Raw genomic sequence first — 20,152 nt, 5'->3', positions numbered from 1 at the left:
CGTTACTGGGTTTGAGGGGGATCAGCCGGCGCAGTCCACGCCGGGGTACTCGGCGGTGCGGACCGTCGTCACGTCGTCGCCGTCGATCGATCCGCTGATGCGGATCGTCGCCGAACCCGCCGCCACCGAGGTCGCCCGGGTGCCGAACGACTGGTACGCGTTCGCGCCCGCGGCGACGTCCGCGACGGACCGCTCGCCGTACGCGGTCTCCAGTGCAATGTCCACGGCCGCGTCGTGGTCGTTGCGGGCCTGCACCGCGACGTACGCCTTGCCGGCGACGCACCGGGCCTGTGCGCTCACGGTCACCGGCAGCTCTGGTGGGGCGCCCGGGTCGTCGGCGAAGACCCGCCATTCGGGGATCGCCACCGCCGAGTAGGTGGTGCCGTTGCCGTTGGCCCGGACCGTGGCGCGTACCCGCGGCGTGACGACGGGCTCGAAGGTGACGGTGTTGAACGATGTGGTGCTCGTGCCGTAGGGGGACGCGCCGGGCACGTCGTGCCAGGCCGATCCGGCCTCGTCCCAGTACTGCAACACCCACCCGTCGGGCTCGGCCACACCGTCGCCGGTGCCACGGTTGGTGTCCCGCCAGAACTTCAGCTCGGTGCCGGTGAGCCGCGCTGGACGGGACCAGTCGTACTGGACCCACTGGGTCGCCGGACGGTTCCCGGACCAGGTGCCCCAGATCTGCGCCTGGCTCGGGTTCGACGGGTCGGTGCCGTCATTGAGGGCGGTGACGCTGTTCCAGCCCGCCGTGTAGGAGGCGGTCGGCGTCGCGACGGGCCCGATGTTACCGGTGAGCGGCCCGGACAGGTCCGCCGGGATGGTGACCGTCCGGGCGGTCTCCAGGTTCCCGGCCACGTCGAGCGCGCGGAACGCCACGGTCTGCCGGTTGACGTCGGGTACCGCCACCGGACCGGTGTACGCCGTCCAAGCCCCGGCGCCGATGGCGTACTCGATCCCGGCGACCCCGGACGTCGCGTCGCTCGCGGTCACCGTGACCGTCCGGGTGTCGGCGTTCAACGTGGCCGCGCTGACCGGCGCCGTGGCGTCGATGCGTACGGCGAGGTCGGCGGGGGCGGAGCTGTTGCCCGCCCGGTCGGTCGCGGTCGCCGTGACCGTGTGCCGGCCGTCCCCGGTGACGTCGACGTCGACCGACCGCACGTCGCGCGCGGCGACCGGTGCGCCGTCGTCCACCCGCGACTCGATGGTCAGCCGGCCGTCGCGGTCGTCGACGCCGGCGACGCGTACCCGTACCACGGACCGGAACCAGCCGGCGCCACCGGCGCTGCCGAGTGCGGTGAGCGTCAGCGTCGGCGCGGTCTCGTCGCCGTCGGTGTCGTCCGGTGAGACGACGGTGACCTGCGCGGAGACCCGCTCGGCGGCGTACCCGAGCACGGTGCCCCGGATGCCGAAAGTGCCGGGTGCCGCCACGTCCTCCGGCCGCACCGGGTCCCAGAGGACCGGAATCCGCAGTGTCTCCGCGCCGAACGACACGGGGATGCTGTCGGGCAGTTCGGTCTCCCCCACCTCCACCTTGATGTCCGGCGCGGTGACGGCGGCTTCCGGCTGGGCGGCGAGGACCTTCCACTCCTCGACCGCCACCGCTGAGTAGGTGCTGCCGTTGGTGGACGCGTCGAACACCGCGCGGACCTGCGTGGTGGTCACGGGGTCGAAGCCGGTGGCCTGGAAGCCCCGCGTGCCGGTCGGGAAACCGCTCGGGTTCGGCACGTCGGCCCACTGCCCGGCGTCGAGGTCCCAGTACTGGATGCGCCAGCTCGCGGGCGCGGCCACACCCACGCCGCTGCCCTGCGGGCTGTCGTTCCAGAACTCGATCTGCGAGCCGGAGATCCGCATCGGCTGGTCCCAGGTGTACTGCACCCACTGCTGGGGCGGATTGGAGCCGGTCCAGGTCCCCCACATGTCCGGCGGCAGCGGGTTGAGCCGGACGATCTCGTCGTTGAGCGCCTTCACCCAGTACTGGGTGGGCACCGGCTCGTTGGAGACGGTGACCTTCGCCGCCTGGGCGATGTTCGGTCGTGGGGTGAGGTCGGGCCCCCGGACCGGTGTCGTGGTGACGCGCTTCATCCGCGGCGGGTTCTGCGTGTCGTCCCACTCGATCGGGTCGATCGCCACGGACCGGCGGAAGTGACCGCCGCCCGCGGCGTCGGCCGTGTGGTACACGATGTACCACGATCCGTCGAACTCCAGGATGCCCGGGTGGCTCGTCGTCGAGGAGACCGGCGCCAGGACGGTCCCCCGGTAGGTCCACGGTCCCTGCGGCGACGACGCCGTGGCGTACGCGATACAGGCGTGGTAGTTCGCGGGCGTGCACTGCGACGTCGGTCCGGCGTTGTTCCCGGCGTACGCCAGGTAGTAGGTGTCGTTGCGCTTGAACGCCCAGGCCGCCTCAAAGAAGCCGGTCAGCCCGGTGACGGAGCGCTGGGTGGTGACCGGGGTCTTCATGTCCTGCTGGAGTTCGATCATGCGCAGTTGGCTGAACGAGCCCCACCAGAGGTACACCCGCTGGTTCGGGGCCGTGCCGTCGATCAGGATCGTCGGGTCGATGTTGTGGATGGTGTTCGGTGTGGGCACACGCTGGGAGATGATCGGCCCGCCCGCGTGGTCGGTCCACGGGCCGGTCGGGCTGTCCGAGACGGCCACCCCGATCGCGAACTTGTCGGACGCCGGGCTGTCCCGCTCGTTGATCGGGACGTACCAGTAGTAGCGGCCGTCCACCCCCTGGACCACCTGGCCGGCGTACGCGCGTCCCGAGGTGGCCCACGCGAAGACCTGCTCCGGCCGCATCAGCGACGGGTAGTGGGTCCACTCGCCGGCCTCGACGTCGGTGGTACGGAACGCGCCCCACTCGTTCATGACGAAGTCGTTGGTGGACGGTCCGGCCTCGTCGTGGCCGGTGTAGATGTAGAGCTGGTCCTCGCCGCTGTCGTTGCCCGCGGCGCCGGCCGGCACGACGACCGGCGCCGGATCGGCCGAGTAGTAGCTGCCGTCGCCGAGGATCGGATTGGTGGTGTTGGTGAAGGTGTACGAGTCGGCGGCGTGGGCCGGCGCGGCGACGCCGACCAGGCCGCCGGCGACGAGTCCGGCGACCGCGGCCGCGGCGACCCCCCTGCCGAACCGGCGCGACGGTCGGGGGGTTGGTGGGGCGCCGCCGCGCACCACGCTGGTGTTCACGGTGTCGATCTCCTCACTGTCGGGCCGGGTGGGGTGGCGGCGCCGTTGCGACGCCGCCACCCCGTGACGGGCTACTCGCAGCTGAGCGCGCCGAACGGCGCCTCGATCTGCTCCGTGACCGGCGCACCGTCGACGGTCCCGGTGACCTTCACCGTGGCGGTTCCGGCCGGCACCGCCACGGCCCGGCTGGTGGACGCCTGGTAGGCGGACTTGCCGGGGGCGACGTCGGAGACCGTGCGCGACCCGTACGGCGTGACCAGCTCGATGGTGAGCGGCACGTCGTCGGCGTTGCGCGCGGTCACCAGCACGTAGACCTTGCCGCCGGTGCACTGGGTGCGGGCCTGCGCCTCGACGTTCCAGGCGGGGGCCGGTGGCGGGTCACCCACGGTCAGGGTCAACGTGGTCCGGGTGGTGCCGGCCTCGCTGACGTACTCGGGCAGGATCAGGTTGCCGATGACGGTGTAGCGACCGGGCGTTTCGACGATGCTCTCGTCGAAGTCCCAGTCCACGCCGATGGCCTGGTTGTCCCGGGAGCCGTCGTTGTACGACACCTCCACCTTGCCGGGCAGGTAGGGCAGCTCCCCCACCTCGACGGCCTGCTCGAACGTCTCGGCTCCCTGGATGGAGATGCCGCCCGGCGCGGTCTCGGGCCGCACGTAGACGCGCGCCTCGGCGATCAGGCCGTACGCGTCGTTCGTGCCGTAGACCACGAACGGTTCGACGTTGGTCTCGGCGACCATCTCGGGCGTGATCTGCTGCCAGTTGAACGCGACGTCGCCGCGCGCGCCGCTGGCGTAGACCGCGTCGAGCGTGCTCGGCAGCGTCGGTACCTGGCCCACGGCGGTGCGGATGAGCACCGGCGAGCGCACCGAGTCGACGGTTTCGCCGTTGGCCCGCCAGCGCAGCACACCCGTGCCCGCGCCCGCACCCATCAGACCGAAGATGCGGATCCGCAGGTAGCTGGTCGAGACCGGTTCGAACTCGAGGTGGTTGTACCTGTTGGTGGCCAGCGCGTCGGCGTACGCCGATCCGCCGGTCAGCGTGACCGGAGTCCAGGTGGTGCCGTCCGCGGAGCTCTCGACGGCGTACGTCGTGGCGGTGGGCCGGCGGGTGCCGCCGTTGTCGTCGTACCAGTAGATGTCGGTCGAGGAGAGCCGCACCGGCGCGTCCCACCGGTACTGGATCCACGCCGCCCGTTCGGGGCTGGTGCCGTTCTGCGGCTGGCCCCAGTTGCCCCAGCCGTTGCCGGTGCCCGGGTTCGAGCTGTTCGGCGTGCTGCTCTCGTTGACCCGCTGGTGGTTCTCCCACGACGCGGTACCACTGGTGGTGATCGTCGCCGAGCGGCCGAACTCCGCGACGACCTCCCGCTCGGCGAGGGTCACCGCGACGGTCGCCTCCGACCGCTTCTCACCGTCGTCGGCGTGGAAGCGGAACACGTAGTCGCCGGGGACCGTGCCCGTCACCCGGGTGGCCGGCGCCGTCGCGTCGGCGAAGATCACGCCGGCGCCGGTCGGCGTCGACACGGTCTCCCAGCCGAAGCTGAGCTCGCTGTCGTAGGGGACGCCGTCGTCGGTCGCGGTGCCGACCAGCCGGGTGGACAGGTTGCCGTCCGCCGAGCCGTCCCGCACGGCGGTGACCACCGGCGCCTGGTTGGCGACGTCCGGTACGTCGCGACCGGAGTCGAAGACCTGGATCTCGGAGATGGCGGTGAAGAAGGTCGGGTTGTTGGTGAACGCGATGCGCAGCTTGTTCGACGTCGTGGTGTGGAACAGCGCCTCGTTGAACTTCGCCGACGGGACGGTGGGGTTCTTGAACTGGTTCGGCAGCTCCTTCCAGCCGCCGTCGCCGTCGGGCACCTGGATCCACCAGCGGGCGGGTTCGCGGTAGCCGCCGGCCTGCCGGTCGCTGACGAAGAACACCTTCACGTTGTCGAAGGACTTGGCCGAGCCCAGGTCCAGCTCGACGTAGCCGTTGCGGTCGGTCGTGCCGTAGTTGCCCCAGTACGGCTCGTTGGCGGTGATGCCGTCGGTCACCGCGCTCAGCGACACCGGCCGCTCGGTCTCCTTGATCGCGCCAGGCGTGTAGTTCATCGAGGTGGTGCTCCAGCCGGGGGTGTGGAACTGCCGCCACGGCGTGGGCCGCACACCCTGCTGGGTGTGCGACGAGCTGAGCTCGGCGCCCGTCGCCAGGTTCGGCGCGTCCTCGGTGAGGTCGATGCCGGCCGTCTTGAGGTACGAGACGACCCGGTCGTCGGAGATCGGGGTGTTCACCGCGCTCGGGAACTGGCTGCCGCCGTCGGCGGTGAAGGTGACGGTCAGGCCCTCCTCGGCCTGCACCTGGTTGGTGTTCGGGTCGTAGGTGAATTTGCCCAGCCGGTCGGTGCTGACCTTCTTCTCACCGTTGAGGAACAGGCTGTAACCGGCACCCAGCCCGTACTGGCTGCCGTCGGGGTCCCAGACGACGGTGACGTCCTGCCCGTGGTACCGCAGGTTGTTGACCATGAAGTGGTCGTACCCGAACTGGATCGGCCAGAGTTCGATCTTGTCGTCGGAGCGCGGCTGGATGCCTGCCATGTCCTCGACGAAGATGTAGTTCATGTTCCCGAGCATCACGTGGTTCGGGTTGTTGCGGTTGTAGGTCTTCGTGGTGGCGTTCCAGTTGGAGTAGTACTCCGCCTGGTTCGGGGCGCGCAGGTCCGCGTTCGGGTAGATGCTCCACGCCATCCAGTCGAGCAGCCGCTTGGCGTAGGCCGGAGTGATGTACTTCTGCTCCGGGTCGTAGTGGCGAAGCGCCGACCGGACGCCGCGGTACTGCACCGTGAAGTTGATGTTGGAGAAGTTGTTGGAGCCGCCGATCCCGTACGCCGTCCGGTCGTACTGGTTGGCGGTGTAGAACGGGAAGATCGGGAAGTTGTCGCCATAGGTGAGGAAGCGGAACCCGTCGACGTAGTTCTGCCACTGGTCGAACGGGATGAGGTTCTCGGCGTAGACGTCGTAGAGGTTCGACTCCCGGGCCGGGATCAGGTCACGGGCCGACTCGGGCAGCGGGTTGGGCCGACCGTTGGCGCTGGCCGCGCTGGTGGCGCCGTGGGACGTGCCGGCGAGGAACATCCGCATGTCGGGGCTCCACAGCCGGTCGAGGATCGCCTCGCGGATGTCGTCGGCGCCGGCCGCCATCTGGTCGACCTTGGCCTGATCGGCCCCGGCGATCTGGTAGAGCTGGCGGGCCGCGTCGAACGCGCCCCACACGTACGCCGACTCGGGACGCTCGATGGTCCGCGCCCCGGGCGCACCGGCGTTGGCCTTCGGGAAGCCGAAGGTGATGGCGTCGGCGTCGTTGCCGGGCATGTAGTTGGTGTCGTACGCGATCAGGTTGTCGTCGTTGCCGTCGTAGTGTTCGAGCTGGCCGACGCCGTCGCCCTCGAAGTAGCCGGCGAACTTCCGGGCGATCTCCTTGCCGCCGCCGTGCACGTTGTACGCCTCCAGGCCGGCCGTGCCGATGTACTGCGAGTAGTGGTTGTTCCAGCTGGTGTGCCCGGGGCTGTCCAGGAAGGCCGACGAGCCGGACAACTCGCCGATGTTGAGCACCTGGCCGTACGGCAGGTACGGCGTACGCAGCCACTTGGTGTCCTGCAGGTGCATCGGCTGGGTCAGCGCGACGGCGTTCTGGTAGAGGTTCACCCCCTCGATCGTCGTCGGGTACTGGTAGACGTGACCGGACGCGTTGGCGTCGAGGGTGTTGTACCGCTCACCCCACCAGCGGTAGACGATGGCCTTCTCCAGCGCGGGATCCGGGACGTCGATGTAGGGAACGTCCTGCGCCCAGCGGCGGTGGAACGCCGTGATGCCGGTGTGCACCGCCTCGGCCGGGGACAGCCCGGCGTAGTCCTGGTAGCTCTCGACCGTCTCGGGCAGCGTGGCCGAGGAGACGGCGCCGACCACCGACAGCGACACCGAGCCGCCGGCGGGCACGGTGACCTCGCGGTCGAGGTTGGTGCCGGTCCGGGTGAAGCCCGCGGCGGTGAGGTCGACCTTGATCGAGTTCCACGCGGTGTCGACGAGGCCGTTGTTGGATCCGCTGGTGATGGTGCGGGTGCCGGTGAGCTCGGCCGCGCTCCTTCCGGCCTCGGTGGCCAGCGGCGCGGCGGCGCGGACGGTGAACGTGGCCGGGTCGTCATCGGGGTTGCTGAAGTCGATGGCGGTGACGGCGACGTTGTCGTACGTGATGAACTTGGTCAGGTCGGCGGTGACCCCGGTCGCGCCGATGGTGTACCGGCTCTTCGCGTGGCTGGGCGCGTTGAACCGGTTCGCGTTCACCTCGGTGACGGTCTGCCCCGGCACCGTGACGGTGTAGAGGTTGCCGAGGTTGTTGGGGCCGCCGACGTACGCGCTGCCGGCGAAGCCCATGACGGTGAAGTTGTTGTTGCTCGCGCCGCGCATGTACAGGGAGCGGCCTCGGGTCATCAGCACCGCCGACCCGATCGTTCCCTGCACGCCCAGGACACGGTCGAGGTAGTAGTCCGTGCCGCCGGCGGCCAGGTCCTTGTCGAAGATGGACTGGTGCATGTTCCCGGCCGTGAACGGCACGCCGGGCTTGAGCCGGTCGGCGACGTCGGCGACGTTGCTGTAGACCGGGTCGCCGATGTCCATCACGTGGCTCTGCCCGTCGGTGTAGATCCCGACGTCACCCTCGTTGCCGGGCAGGACGGGGCCGTCGGCGTGGGCCGGTGATCCCACGCCGATCGTCCCTCCCACCACGAGCGCGGCCAGGGCGGCCCAGAGGGGTGCCCTTCTCACGCGTCTACGGGTCATGTTCCTTCCTCCTTGTCGTCGGTGCTGCTGGGCTGCTGAGGAGGCACCGTGCTGCACCTCGGTGGTCGGTCGCGCGGACTGGCGTTGTCGTGGCCGGAGGGAGTGGACGTCGGTGTTAGCGTTAACAACAAGGGGTGGAAGAACCGGACCGGTCAGGCGGTGACCTCAGGCCCGCCCGTCAGTCCAGTTCGGTGTCGTCGGCGATCGCGGGAAGCCAGACGCGCATCGTGGACGGCCCGCGGTTCGCCCACGCGTGGTACTCCACCAGGGCCACCCCGTCGAGCACCTCACCGACGAGCGCGGCTCCGTCGCGCTCCGGCCGGTAGGGCCATTCATGATCACTGGGATGCACCCGACGGCACCGGACGGTGACCCGGCCGTCCACCAGACGAGGCGGTTCGGCCACGTCGACGCGAAGCTCGTCGACGGTGTCCACACCGGGCACGTCCACGGACTCCAGCGCGAGCACGAGGGGGCCGCGCTCCACCACCACACAGCCCCGCACGGCGTCGATGCGCTCGTCCGGGAAGGTGAACCGGGGCGCCACCGGCAGCGACAGGACGATCTCGTCGCCGGATCGCCACGTCCGGCGCTCGGTGACGAAGCCAGGGCCGACCGGCCGGACGTCTCCGTCGACGGTGACCGTCGCGCCGTTGTCGGCCCAGGCCGGCACCCGCAACGACAGCGACCAGGGGCGGTCCTCGTCGCTGTCGACGCGCACCCGGATCTCCCCGTCGTGCGGGTAGCCGGTCGCGACGGTCAGGCGCACCTCACGCCCGTCCGGGAGACGGTGCTCGACGGTGGCGGGCATGTACTGATGGAGCTGAAGCCCCTCGTCGTCGCAGGTGGCGACGTACGCCGCCAGGCTGGCCAGCGTACGGGCGACGTTGGTCGGGCAGCAGGAGACCTCGAACCATGGCGCACGCAGCGACGACGCCGCGCGGAGGCTGGGCCGATCGGCGTCGGGCCGGGTGCCCAGCTCACGGCGGTGCAGCGTGTTCGTGTAGAAGAAGCTCCGCCCGTCCGCCGCCGGCGAGGTCGACACCACGTTGAACAGCGTCCGCTCGATGAGGTCCGCGTACCGGGGGTCACCGTCGGCGAGCAGCAGCCGCCAAGCGAACATCACCGAACCGACCGAGGCGCAGGTCTCCGAGTAGGCGCGGTCCGGGGGCAGCACCCAGTCCTCGCCGAACGCCTCGTCCTGGTGGCGCGAGCCCTGCCCACCCGTGACGTACGTGCGGCTGGCCACCGTGTTGCTCCACTGGTTGCGTACCGCCTCCAGCAGGCCGGCGTCCTTCAGTTCGACCGCGACGTCCACCGCGCCCGCGGCGAGATAGTTCGCCCTGACCGCGTGCCCGCGCAGCACCGTCGCCTCCCGGACGGGACGCTCGTCCTGGAAGTACTCCCGACCGAACTCCACGTCGCTGAGCCGGCCATGGCCCCGGCGGTCGACGAAGAGCGCAGCCTGCGCCAGGTAACGGTCCTCGCCGGTGGCCCGGGCCAGCTCGACCAGCGCCGTCTCGATGACCGGGTGCCCACAGACGCCGTCGATGCCGTCCGGCCCGAACGTCGCGCACACGTTGTCGGCGGCGCGGCAGGCGACCTCGAGCAGTCCGTCGTCCGCACCCGGACGCGTGCGCGCTCGGGCGACCGCGGCCTGGAGGAGGTGCCCGACGCAGTAGAGCTCGTGGCCCCATTCGAGGTCGGACCACCGCGGCGCCTGCCCCGGCCGGCCGTACCTGGTGTTGAGGTAACCGTCGGGTTCCTGTGCCGCGGCCACCCGCCGGACGATGCCGCGGAAGCTCGACTCGAGCTCGGCGTCCCCGCTCCGCCCGATCTCCCACGCCAGCGCTTCGAGGAACTTGTAGATCTCCGAGTCCGAGAACTCCCGCCCACGGCGGCCGTCGGGAAGGCCACCCCGCGCGGCCAGGTCGAAGTTCCGGAGCCAGCCGGCGCGCTCCAGCCAGTACTCGATGTGCGCGAGAGTCGCGGTGGCGTTGGTCGACTGACGCTCGGCCCAGAAGCCGCCCGTGATCCGGACGTCGTCCAGCCCCAGCGGCCGTAGTCGGCCACGGACCGGCAGGACGGGCGCGGCCATGGGTGCGCTCATGGTCATCCCTTCAGCGCGCCGGACATGAAGCCGCGCACATAGTGTCGTTGGAGCAGCAGGAACAGGACGATGCACGGAAGGGCGAGAACGACGACGCCCGCTTCGGTCGCCCCGTAGTCGACGACACCTTGGACCTGGCCGCGCAGGTTGGACACCGCGAGCGGCAGCGTCATCCGTTCGCTGTCGTTGATGAGGATCAGCGGCGCCATGAAGTCGTTCCAGGCGGCGAGGAACGCGAACAGCCCGACGGTGATCAGACCCGGTTTCACGGCTGGCAACAACACCCGCCGCAGCGCGCCGAACGACGAGCAACCGTCGACCATCGCGGCCTCGTCGAGCTCCCGTGGCACCGCCTCGAACGAGATGCGCATCAGGAAGGTGGCGAACGGCAGCTGGAACATCGTGAGCACCAGAGCCACGCCGACGAGGGAGTTCTGCAGCCCGACCTGGTTGAGCAGCACGTACAGCGGGATCAGCAACGTCGCGTAGGGCACCATCAGGATGGCGAGGGTGAGCAGGAACAGGATGTTCCGGCCGGGGAAGCGGAACCGGGCGAACGCATAACCGCCGAGCAGGGACACCAGCAGGGTCAGCACGACCGTCAGCAGCGACACGAGTGTCGAGTTCGCCAGGTACCGCCAGATGCCGGCCTGGTAGTTCGCCAGCGTCTGGTAGTTGCCAAGCCCCCAGCCGTCCACCTGGTTCGTGCCGGCCTGCGGGGCGACCGAGGCCACCGCCGTCCAGAGCAGCGGAGCCAGGAAGATCAGGCCCACCGCCCCGGTGAACACCCAGTACGGCGTCCGCAGCGCGATGCCGGCGATGGTGACGCCGCGCGATCTGCTCGGACCGGCGGGCACACCGTGCGGAGTCGATCCGCCGGCGGCGGTCGAACGGGAACGGGAAACGGTGACCATCGACGTCACCTCTCCTCGGCTCGGAAGGCGCGCAGTTGCAGGGCGTTCATGACGATCAGGGCCAGCAGCACGATGACCGAGAGCGCAGCCGCCACACCGAGATCGTTCTGACCTTGGAACGCCACCATGTAGATGAGCTGCACGACGGTGATCGTGCTGTTGTCCGGCCCGCCCTTCGTGAGGATGTAGAACTGCTCGAAGGCGAGCAGCGAACCGGTCACGCAGAGCACGGTCGTCAGCGCCAGCGTCGGACGTAGCAACGGCAGAGTGATCTTCCGGAAGGTCTGCCACCGGCTGGCGCCGTCCGAGCGGGCGGCTTCGTACACGTCCGCCGGTATGCCCTGCAGGCCGACGAGCATGAGCACCATGTAGAAGCCGGCATAACGCCACACGATGAGGAAGGTCGTGGACAGCAGCGCCGCGGTCGGTGAACCGAGGAAGGTGAAGCCCAGACTGTCCATCACGGGTGCCAGCGGGCTCGCGTACGGCGAGTAGAGCACGTAGAACAGCAGCGACGCCGAAGCCAGGCCGAGGGCGCTGGGAATCAGGAACGACGCGCGCAGCAGGCTGTTCCATCGGCTCGACTCCTGCACCAGCAGGGCCAGCCCCAGCCCGAGAGCGAGCAGCAGCACGGTGGCCAGCACGGTGTACTTGATGGTGAACACCACCGAGTCGGTGAAGAACCGGTGGTCGACGGCCTTCGTGAAGTTGTCCGGAGCGTTGATCCCCTGGTCCCCGGTCAGCAGAGGCCATCTCGACAGCGACATCTTGACGACCAGCAGCAGCGGCACCACGAACAACGCCACGACGAAGACCGCCGTCGGTGTCGCGTAGAGCCAGCCGAGCAGGCCGCGACGGCCGGGGCGACGGGCGCGGCCCCGCATCGCCGCACTGGGCGGGCGAGACGGTGCGGTGACTGTCATCGGGGAACCTCTCGTTTCTCCGCGATAGGGGCAGGTCGTTCAGCGCGTCGGGGTCGCGGCCACGCCGCGGGTGGGTGCCGATCGGGCCTCTCGTCGGCATCCACCCGCGCCGGCCGTCGGCTACTGCTTGAGTACGCCGGTGATCTCGACGTTGTCCTTCTGCAGATCGCCGCTGCCGGTGAGCACCTGGTTGCGGACGAGGGTCAGCCAGGGGCTGTTCGGCGCGTTGAACGCCTGCTGGAAGTTCAGCGCGACGGGAGTCTCACCCTTGCCGGCCACCTCGTTGATGGTGACCAGCCGCGGGTCCTCGGCGGCGTACTTGTTGTTCGCGAGGTCGACGCGGGAGACCACGTCCTTGTTCTTCGCCAACACCTCGACCTGTGCCTGCTCGGACATCATCCAGTTCAGGAAGTTCCAGGCCTGCGCCGCCTTCTTCGAATCCTTCGACACGCCGATCCCGTCACCGCCGACGAAGGTGGAGGCGCCGCCCTTCGGGCCGGGGATGCCGGCCACGCCCGCGTCGAACGGGGTCGAGGAGAGCAGCGTCGCCGGGTAGAACATCAGACCGACCTTGCCCTCGGTGAACGCCGCGGTCCACGTCGGACCTGTCTCCCCCTCCGAGGCGGGCAGCACCGCACCGGACTTCCACAGGTCGTTCCAGGTGCGGTAGACCTGCTGCGCGATGGGGTCGGCGAGCTTGGACTCGGTGCCGTCCTCGCTGAGCACCTGGCCACCGTCGGCCCAGATGGAGGGGAACCAGGTGAAGACCAGGCAGCCGCCACAGTTGAGGCCGGCGGCGGTGCCGTAGACGCCCTCCTTCTTCAAGCCCTGCACCGCCTTCGCGGCGGCGGCGTACTCCTCCAGCGAGGCCGGGGCCTTCTCCGGGTCGAGCCCGGCCTCCTTGAACAACTGCTTGTTCCAGAACAGCATCGACAGGTCGAGCACGAACGGCAGGACGTGCGCCTTGCCGTCGACCGTGCCGGCCGAGAGGTGTCCCTTGTTGATGGAGTCCTTGAAGCCGAGGCCGTCGATGTTCGCGCTGATGTCCTGGAACAGCCCCTGGTTCACCCAGTTCGGCACGTAGACGATGTCCGCGGCGAAGAGGTCCGGCAGACCGTCCGCCCCGGCCGCCGCACCGACCTTCGCCACGTAGTCGTCGTTCGGTACGACGGTCAGCTTGACCTTGTTCTGATGACTGGAGTTGTACGCCTCGACGAGGAGCTTCGCCTGCTTCTCCAGCGGAGCGCGGGTCCACATGGTGAGTTCGCTGCCGTCATCGACCCCGTCCGGTCCCGCCTCGGCGGCGGTCGAGCCCTCCGGCTCGTCACCGCCGCAAGCGGCCGCGCCGATGGTCAACGCGGCCACCAGGATCGCTGCCATCGAACGCAGGGCAGTGCGCCTGCCCAGGGCTTTCCTCATGATTCCTCTCCTCGGGTCTATCGATCGGAGGGAGCCGCTACGCGGTCCCTGCGAGTGGAGGCTCAATCCGGTGGTGCAGGTGGTGCTTCCGATCGGGCGGGACCGAACCGCTGGGTGAGCCGGCGGTGGGCGCTACGGCGGCGATGACGGGCGAACGGCGGCTTCTCGTACGGCCGCCGCGCGATGCCTCCTGCCTCGCCATCGCGTATCCGCCTCCCGCCGGATCCGGCGCGGCCAACGCATCGATCGTCTCCGCCGCGCCCGAGGTGGTGAGTATCACTGTCCGCCGCTAGCGTGTCGCACGAAAACGATTTCGGCAAGGTGTCCAACGGGTAAAACCAGAGCGGCTTTCGTCGGCCGACTTCGCCGTCTCGGTGTCGAGTCTGGGCACTACGCCTGTGCGAAGTGGAGGTTCGTGCGCGCGGCCCGTACGCCTGAAATCTTTGCGAAAGCCTTTCGGTACTCCAGATCCCGGCCCAGGGCGCGGGGCCATCACCACCGACCTCGTCCGGGGCCGCGCGATGCTCGGCCGGTCCGGCTGTCCCGCGGTGCGGTCAGCGCGCGGTGCGTCACCGGCACATCGTCGACCACGCGCCCGCTGCAAGTAGACTTGCCACCTCCGCAAAAGGGAGGTGCATCGAGATGACCGACGAGGACGTGGACGCGGCGCTGGCCGGAGTCGGGCCGCGCCTGCGGCACCTGAGGAGCCGGCGCCGGTTGACGCTCACCGACGTCAGCGAGCGCACCGGCATCTCGGTGAGCACTCTCTCCCGGCTCGAGTCCGGGGTCCGGCGCCCCTCGCTCGACCTGCTCCTCCCCCTCGCCAAGGCGTACCGGGTGCCGCTCGACGACCTGGTCGGAGCGCCCCAGTCGGGCGACCCGAGGATTCACCCCAAGCCCGTCCGCCGCGATGGAATGATCTACATCCCGTTGACCCGTCACACCTCCGGCGTGCAGGCGTTCAAGCTGATCCTCCCGCCCCGCCAGGAGGACGCGCGGATCGCGCAGCGGGTCCACGAGGGCTACGAGTGGATCTACGTGCTCAGCGGGACCCTGCACCTCGCCCTCGGCGACAGTCTCACCACTCTCGTGGCGGGGGAGGCGGCGGAGTTCGACACGCGCACACCGCACGCCATCGCCAGCGCCGATCAGCAGCCGGTCGAGGTCATGGCGCTCTTCAGCCCGCAGGGCGAACGGATCCACATCCGGGACTCGTGACCCCGCCGCGCACGTTTGCGGAAATCGCAAGGTGGTTTGCGAGCCGGGGCGTGGCTGGGGACAGTAGGACGCGTGAACAAACATCGCCGAGGCGCCGAGGGGCTGCGAGAACACCCGCCGCCTCGGCGCGGGCGACGCACCGCTCAACCCGCAGAACGACCTACCTGACGGGCGCCGCCACCGCGCCGCCGGCACAACTCAACTCGACGGCCTCGTCGCGCAACAGCTGACCGCGTCAATGACGCCCGTCGGCAAGCGAAGACGTACGCCGGCCGACCGCGCGGCCGCCTCGATGGTCGGTGACCTGATCGCCCCGCCCGCGGGGCACCCGCGCGTCCCGCTGCCCCGCGGCCGCGCCGGTCGACGGTCACCGGCGGCTTCTGTGCGCCCGCGGCTGACCACTCGCTCCCGCTCGAATCCCAACTCACGGCTGCCGTCGCACTGCGCCTGTCATGAGCCGCCCTCGCCGATCCGAAGGAACGCCTCCGATGTCCGTCCACCCGACGACCACGGGCCGCGCCCCGCACCCCAGCGCTGCACGACCCGACCCACGCCGCTGGCTCGCGTTGGGCGTGATCGCCCTCGCCACCCTCATGGTGGTGCTGGACGCCTCGGTCATCAACATCGCACTCCCACAGGCACAGCACTCGCTACACATCTCGGACGCCAACCGGCACTGGGCCGTCACCGCGTACGCGGTCACCTTCGGCGGTCTGCTGCTGCTCGGCGGCCGCGTGGCCGACATCGCCGGCCGCAAACGGACCATGCTCGTCACCCTGACCGGCTTCGCCCTCGCCTCCGTCCTCGGCGGGTTCGCGGTCGATCCCGCCATGCTGATCACCGCCCGCGCGTTGCAGGAGTCTTCGCCGCCGCGCTCGCGCCCGCGGCACTGTCCCTGGTCACCGTCACGTTCGTCGACCCCGGCGAACGCGCCCGCGCGTTCGGCGTCTACGGGGCCGTGCAGGGCCTCGGCGGCGCGATCGGGCTCCTCCTCGGCGGCACCCTCACCGAATACCTCGACTGGCGGTGGTGCCTGTTCATCAACGTCCCGATCGCGGTCGTCACCGTCCTCGGCGCGGTCCCGACGGTGCGGGAGAGCCGCGTCGCCGGTGACCGCCGCTACGACATCCTCGGCGCCGTGCTGGCCACGACGGGTTCCGTGGCCCTGGTCGTCGGTTTCACGATCGCCGGCGAGGGCGACGGGGGTTGGCTCCGCCCCACCACTCTCCTCACCCTCGGCGCCGCGCTGGTGCTGCTGGTCTCCTTCGTGCTCCGGCAGTCCCGCGCCGACCATCCGATGCTGCCGCTGCGCGTACTGACGGACCGGAACCGCGCCGGCTCGTTCGTCACCGCCGTGTTCTCCGGCGCCGGCATGTTCGGCATGTTCCTGTTCCTGACCTACTACCTGCAGGTCAACCTCGGCTACCAGCCGATCCGGGCGGGGTTGGCGTTCCTGCCCTTCAGCGCCGGGATCATCCTGGCGGCGCTCGCGATGCCCACGATCCTGCCCCGGACCGGCCCGAAGGTGCTCATGACCTTCGGCATGGCCCTGGCGACGATCGGCATGTTCACACTGACCACGATCGACGGATCCCCGGCCTGGCTGGGTGGCACGCTGCTGCCGGAACTGCTCATGGGCGTGGGCCTCGGACTGGTGTTCACTCCGATGAACAGCGCCGCGCTGACCGGCGTCGACCCCGCCGACGCGGGTGTGGCGAGCGCGGTGCTCAACGCCACGCAGCAGCTCGGCGGAGCGTTCGGAGTGGCCCTGCTCAACACCTTCTACACCACCACCACGCGAGCTCGTCTCGGCGAGGACCCGAGCGACCAGCTCGGCGCTTACCTGGCCGGGTACCGGTCCGCGTTCCTCGTCGCCGGAGTCCTCTTCATCGCCGCCACCATCACCAGCCTCACCGTCCTACGTGGCAGGAACGCCCAGGTCAGCAGCGCTCCGCCGGACGCGAACCAGGATGCCGGCGGACCGACACCGTCCCTGGCCCCGTAGCCCTCGACGAGCGTCCGGGGTCCCCATCGGCGCGCACCGGGTGGGGACCATCGGCCTGCTGGTGTTCGCCGTTCGAGCACACCGTCGCCTGCGTACGGCCACCGCGACAAGCTGATCATCCGCGCCGGGCGACCGGTCACGAGAGATCCCCATGTGGCGTCTGCCCTGTCCTCAGCCCTCCGTGTCGCGGCCGGTCGCCGGGAGGCTCGCCACCCCACGACGCAGCCCGTCTCTGAACTTTCCGTAGAGGTCCGGGCCGAGCACCTCGGAGAGGTCCTGCTCGATCTGGCTCACGAGGACGTCGGAGAGCTCCATGAACTGCAGGCCGCGTTCCGTCGGCATGATCAGCCGTGCCCGGCGGTCGACCGGGTCGGGGGCGCGCCGAACGTAGTCCAGGCGTTCCAGCTCGTCCAGGATCGCGCCCATCGTCTGCTTGTTGCGGCCGGCCAACCGGGCCAGTTCGCCGGGGCGGGTGCCCTCCGCGTCGAGGAATGCGAGGACCGCACCGTGCCGGGGCCTGACGTCTTCGAACCCGTGTTGGGCAGCGCGGGCGAAGATCTCGCGCTGGACGCGCGCGGAGAGCTGGACGGCCAGGATGCCGAGGTCGGGATCCTGCTCCTTACGTGTGCTACGCCTCATCTTTAGTCCAATCATTGGACGGTCTTGAGTTTGGACTATATCGTCTGTGGCGGCACCACCGCCCCGTACCTGACTGACAGTAGGGCCGACCGGTGCGCGCGACAGCAGCCACCCACTCGCCACAGGTCAATTCTCGACCCGACGAGCGCCGGCGCAGTCGCGCAGCCTGCCGTGGAACAACCGCAGCAGGATCACACCCCCTTTGTGATCATTGAGGAGAGTCATGACCATTCTGGTGACCGGTTCGACCGGCATGGTGTCGAGCGAGGTGCTGCGCGAGCTGGCCGGCAAGGCGCCGGTGCGCGCCCTCGTACGGGACACGTCCCGCGCACCCCGGATCGACGGCGTCGAGCACGTCGAGGGTGACCTGGACCGGCCGAGCACGCTGGGGCCCGCGTTCGACGGCGTGACGACACTCTGGCTGCTGACCCCGATGGGCCCGCTCGCACCGGCCCAGAGCGCGAACGCGGTGTGGGCCGCCCGGCAGGCCGACGTACGGCACGTCGTCCGGCTCTCCGCGATCGGGGCCGCCCACGACGCTCCCACCCGCAACGGACGGTTGCACGCGCTCTCCGACGCCGAACTGCAGAACTCGGGCATGGAGTGGACGATCCTGCGACCGTCCAACTTCATGCAGAACCTGCTCTTCACCGTGAACGGCGAGGAGTTGTACGGGGTCTTCGGTGAGGGCCGGGTCGGCGGTATCGACGTACGGGACATCGCCGCGGTCGCGGCCGAGATCCTCACCGCACCCGAGCGGCACGCCGGCAAGATCTACACGCTCACCGGCCCGGAGAGCATCACCCTGCACCAGGCGGCGGAGGAGGTCAGCCGCACGGTCGGGCGGCCGGTGCGGTACGTGCCGCAGACCCCGGACGAGACCCGGGACGGCCTGCTGCAGGCGGGGATCGACGAGTGGATGGCCGAGGCCCTCGCCGAGTACCGGACCGCGTACGGCTCCGGGTTCGGCGACTTCACCAACGACCATGTCGCCAGCATCCTCGGGCGGTCGCCGCGGAGCATCGCGGAGTTCGTCCGCGACCACCGCGAGCACTTCGCCGCCGCCTGAGCATGCCTCGGCTCCAGCCGGCCGCTCGCAGTACCCGCCCGACAGCGGAGACCCGATGAGCAGGCGACGCCGCCTCAGCGGCCGCGCTTCCCCTGCTTGAAGGCGGCAACGAGCCACGCCAGGTAGCCGACGACGGCGAGGACGACCAGCAGTACGGCGAAATGCCAGGGCTTCATGACGCTCGAGCCGCCTCTCTCCATGTCGCCGCCGCATCCAAGGTCTTCGCGCGGCTGGCAGACAGCAGCGTACGGGACCGAGCGTGCACGGCCGCCCCGGCTTGATGATCGTCGAACGGGTAGGGTTGACAGCGGTGTGCCGGGAAGTCTGGTCGGCGGTGCAGTCAGCGACCCCAGCCAGAGGAGCTACCCCATGACCACGCCCACCGACCGCACGCCGCGCCTGCTCAGCCGCGGCAGCTGGCCGGAGGTACGCCGAATCGGCGACATCCTGCGTACCGAGACCGTCGGCGGGATACTGCTGCTGGCCGCCGCGGTGCTCGCGCTCGCCTGGGCGAACTCCCCGTGGTCGGAGGCGTACCGGCGGATCAGCCACCTGGAGATCGGCCCGGCGGGGCTGCACCTGGACCTCTCGTTGGCGCAGTGGGCCGCCGACGGTCTCTTGGCGATCTTCTTCTTCGTCGCCGGCCTGGAGCTCAAACGCGAGTTCGTCGCCGGTGACCTGCGCGAACCACGGCGGGCGCTCCTGCCCGTCGCCGCAGCGCTCGGCGGGATGACGGTGCCAGCGGTGATCTACACGATCTTCAACGCGCGGGCGGGTGACGGCGCGCTGGCCGGCTGGGCGATTCCGACGGCCACGGACATCGCTTTCGCCCTCGCGGTGCTCGGCGTGATCAACACGCACCTGCCGGCGGCGATGCGGACGTTCCTGCTGACCCTCGCGGTGGTCGACGACCTGCTGGCCATCGTGATCATCGCGGTGTTCTACACCGGTTCGCTGCACTTCGGGCCGCTGCTGCTGGCGCTCGCGCCGTTGGCGGTGTTCGGGCTGCTGGTGCAGCGCCGCGTCCGGTCCTGGTGGCTGCTGCTGCCGTTGGCCGTGATCACGTGGGCCCTCGTGCACGCCTCCGGGGTGCACGCTACGGTCGCCGGGGTGACCCTCGCGTTCACCGTGCCGGTGCTGCGCCGCCAGCCCGGGCCCGGTCCCGGCCTGGCCGAGCATTTCGAGCACCGGTTCCGTCCGCTGTCCGCGGGCGTGGCGGTGCCGGTGTTCGCGTTCTTCGCCGCAGGGGTGTCGATCGCCGGCGCGGGCGGTCTGGGCGCGACGCTCACCGACTCGGTCGCCATGGGGGTGATCGTCGGGTTGGTCGCAGGCAAGGCCGTCGGGGTCTTCGGCGCCACCTGGCTGGTGCAGCGGTTCAGCCGGGCCCGCCTCGCCGAGGGGCTCGATTGGTGGGACGTGTTCGGGCTGGCGTTGCTGGCTGGGGTCGGCTTCACCGTCTCACTGCTGATCGGCGAGCTGGCGTTCGGCGCCGGCAGCGAGCGCGACGACCACACCAAGATCGGCGTACTGCTCGGGTCGGTGCTGGCGGCACTGCTGGCCACCGTCGTGCTGCGCGCCCGTAACCGCCATTACCGGCGGCTGTGCACGGTCGAAGAACGTGACAGCGATGCCGACGGCGTGCCGGACGTCTATCAGGAGCGGCCTGGTCTGGCCTGATCCGGTGCCACGGCGACCGGCCGGCCGACTGCCGGCCCGAACGCGCCGCCGTCGTGCCGGGCGTTGATCATCTGCTCCGGGCTCCGGGCTCCGGGCTCCGGGCTCCGGGCTCCGGGCTCCGGGCTCCGGGCTCCGGGCTCCGGGCTCCGGGCTCCGGGCTCCGGGCTCCGGGCTC

The 20,152-nt window shown here is 70.1% G+C and carries 10 protein-coding genes and 1 pseudogene; 4 read left to right on the top strand and 7 right to left on the bottom strand.

Annotated features, from left to right (window positions below; genetic code table 11):
• Window positions 1-21: 21 nt before the first annotated feature.
• From ABZS42_RS22580 to ABZS42_RS22555, 6 genes are all read right to left on the bottom strand, one after another.
• On the bottom strand, window positions 22-3,192 hold the full coding sequence (locus ABZS42_RS22580; protein ID WP_355148275.1) for a family 43 glycosylhydrolase: 3,171 nt from the start codon (window positions 3,190-3,192) through the stop codon (window positions 22-24).
• Window positions 3,193-3,263: 71 nt separating this feature from the next.
• Window positions 3,264-8,003, bottom strand: coding sequence for a discoidin domain-containing protein (locus ABZS42_RS22575; protein ID WP_355148273.1), 4,740 nt, complete (start codon window positions 8,001-8,003; stop codon window positions 3,264-3,266).
• A 178-nt stretch (window positions 8,004-8,181) separates the two neighbouring features.
• Window positions 8,182-10,113 carry a beta-L-arabinofuranosidase domain-containing protein gene (locus ABZS42_RS22570; protein ID WP_355148271.1) on the bottom strand — a complete coding sequence of 644 codons (1,932 nt, stop codon included), beginning with the start codon at window positions 10,111-10,113 and terminating at the stop codon, window positions 8,182-8,184.
• Window positions 10,114-10,115: 2 nt separating this feature from the next.
• Window positions 10,116-11,027 (bottom strand): carbohydrate ABC transporter permease, encoded by a 912-nt coding sequence (locus ABZS42_RS22565; RefSeq protein WP_355148269.1) that lies wholly within the window; start codon window positions 11,025-11,027, stop codon window positions 10,116-10,118.
• 5 nt (window positions 11,028-11,032) lie between these two features.
• A complete protein-coding gene (locus ABZS42_RS22560) occupies window positions 11,033-11,950 on the bottom strand; it encodes a sugar ABC transporter permease (protein WP_355148267.1) in 918 nt (305 codons plus the stop codon).
• A 120-nt stretch (window positions 11,951-12,070) separates the two neighbouring features.
• A complete protein-coding gene (locus ABZS42_RS22555; RefSeq protein WP_355148265.1) occupies window positions 12,071-13,369 on the bottom strand; it encodes a sugar ABC transporter substrate-binding protein in 1,299 nt (432 codons plus the stop codon).
• Window positions 13,370-14,011: 642 nt separating this feature from the next.
• On the opposite strand from ABZS42_RS22555, the gene ABZS42_RS22550 reads away from it, so the two are divergent.
• Both ABZS42_RS22550 and ABZS42_RS22545 read left to right on the top strand, forming a co-directional pair.
• On the top strand, window positions 14,012-14,587 hold the full coding sequence (locus tag ABZS42_RS22550) for an XRE family transcriptional regulator (protein ID WP_355148263.1): 576 nt from the start codon (window positions 14,012-14,014) through the stop codon (window positions 14,585-14,587).
• 452 nt (window positions 14,588-15,039) lie between these two features.
• A pseudogene (locus ABZS42_RS22545) lies at window positions 15,040-16,592 on the top strand (MFS transporter).
• 171 nt (window positions 16,593-16,763) lie between these two features.
• Here the strand turns inward: ABZS42_RS22545 and ABZS42_RS22540 are convergent.
• Window positions 16,764-17,231, bottom strand: coding sequence for a MarR family transcriptional regulator (locus ABZS42_RS22540; RefSeq protein WP_355148261.1), 468 nt, complete (start codon window positions 17,229-17,231; stop codon window positions 16,764-16,766).
• 223 nt (window positions 17,232-17,454) lie between these two features.
• On the opposite strand from ABZS42_RS22540, the gene ABZS42_RS22535 reads away from it, so the two are divergent.
• On the top strand, window positions 17,455-18,300 hold the full coding sequence (locus tag ABZS42_RS22535) for an SDR family oxidoreductase (RefSeq protein WP_355148259.1): 846 nt from the start codon (window positions 17,455-17,457) through the stop codon (window positions 18,298-18,300).
• A 369-nt stretch (window positions 18,301-18,669) separates the two neighbouring features.
• Complete coding sequence (gene nhaA, locus ABZS42_RS22530) at window positions 18,670-19,977, top strand: Na+/H+ antiporter NhaA (RefSeq protein ID WP_355148257.1); 1,308 nt, start codon at window positions 18,670-18,672, stop codon at window positions 19,975-19,977.
• Window positions 19,978-20,152: the final 175 nt, after the last annotated feature.

This window comes from Micromonospora sp. NPDC005367 (genome assembly GCF_040606825.1).
Taxonomy (GTDB): domain Bacteria; phylum Actinomycetota; class Actinomycetes; order Mycobacteriales; family Micromonosporaceae; genus Micromonospora.
Note: the sequence above shows the minus strand (reverse complement) of the source record. Positions and strands in the feature narration are given on the sequence as shown.

Excerpts from the sequence above, each read along its gene's own strand:
- ABZS42_RS22575 (WP_355148273.1), bottom strand. The coding sequence starts at position 8,003 with ATGACCCGTAGACGCGTGAGAAGGGCACCCCTCTGGGCCGCCCTGGCC.
- ABZS42_RS22570 (WP_355148271.1), bottom strand. The coding sequence starts at position 10,113 with ATGAGCGCACCCATGGCCGCGCCCGTCCTGCCGGTCCGTGGCCGACTA.
- ABZS42_RS22565 (WP_355148269.1), bottom strand. The coding sequence starts at position 11,027 with ATGGTCACCGTTTCCCGTTCCCGTTCGACCGCCGCCGGCGGATCGACT.
- ABZS42_RS22560 (WP_355148267.1), bottom strand. The coding sequence starts at position 11,950 with ATGACAGTCACCGCACCGTCTCGCCCGCCCAGTGCGGCGATGCGGGGC.
- ABZS42_RS22555 (WP_355148265.1), bottom strand. The coding sequence starts at position 13,369 with ATGAGGAAAGCCCTGGGCAGGCGCACTGCCCTGCGTTCGATGGCAGCG.
- ABZS42_RS22550 (WP_355148263.1), top strand. The coding sequence starts at position 14,012 with ATGACCGACGAGGACGTGGACGCGGCGCTGGCCGGAGTCGGGCCGCGC.
- ABZS42_RS22540 (WP_355148261.1), bottom strand. The coding sequence starts at position 17,231 with ATGAGGCGTAGCACACGTAAGGAGCAGGATCCCGACCTCGGCATCCTG.
- ABZS42_RS22535 (WP_355148259.1), top strand. The coding sequence starts at position 17,455 with ATGACCATTCTGGTGACCGGTTCGACCGGCATGGTGTCGAGCGAGGTG.
- nhaA (WP_355148257.1), top strand. The coding sequence starts at position 18,670 with ATGACCACGCCCACCGACCGCACGCCGCGCCTGCTCAGCCGCGGCAGC.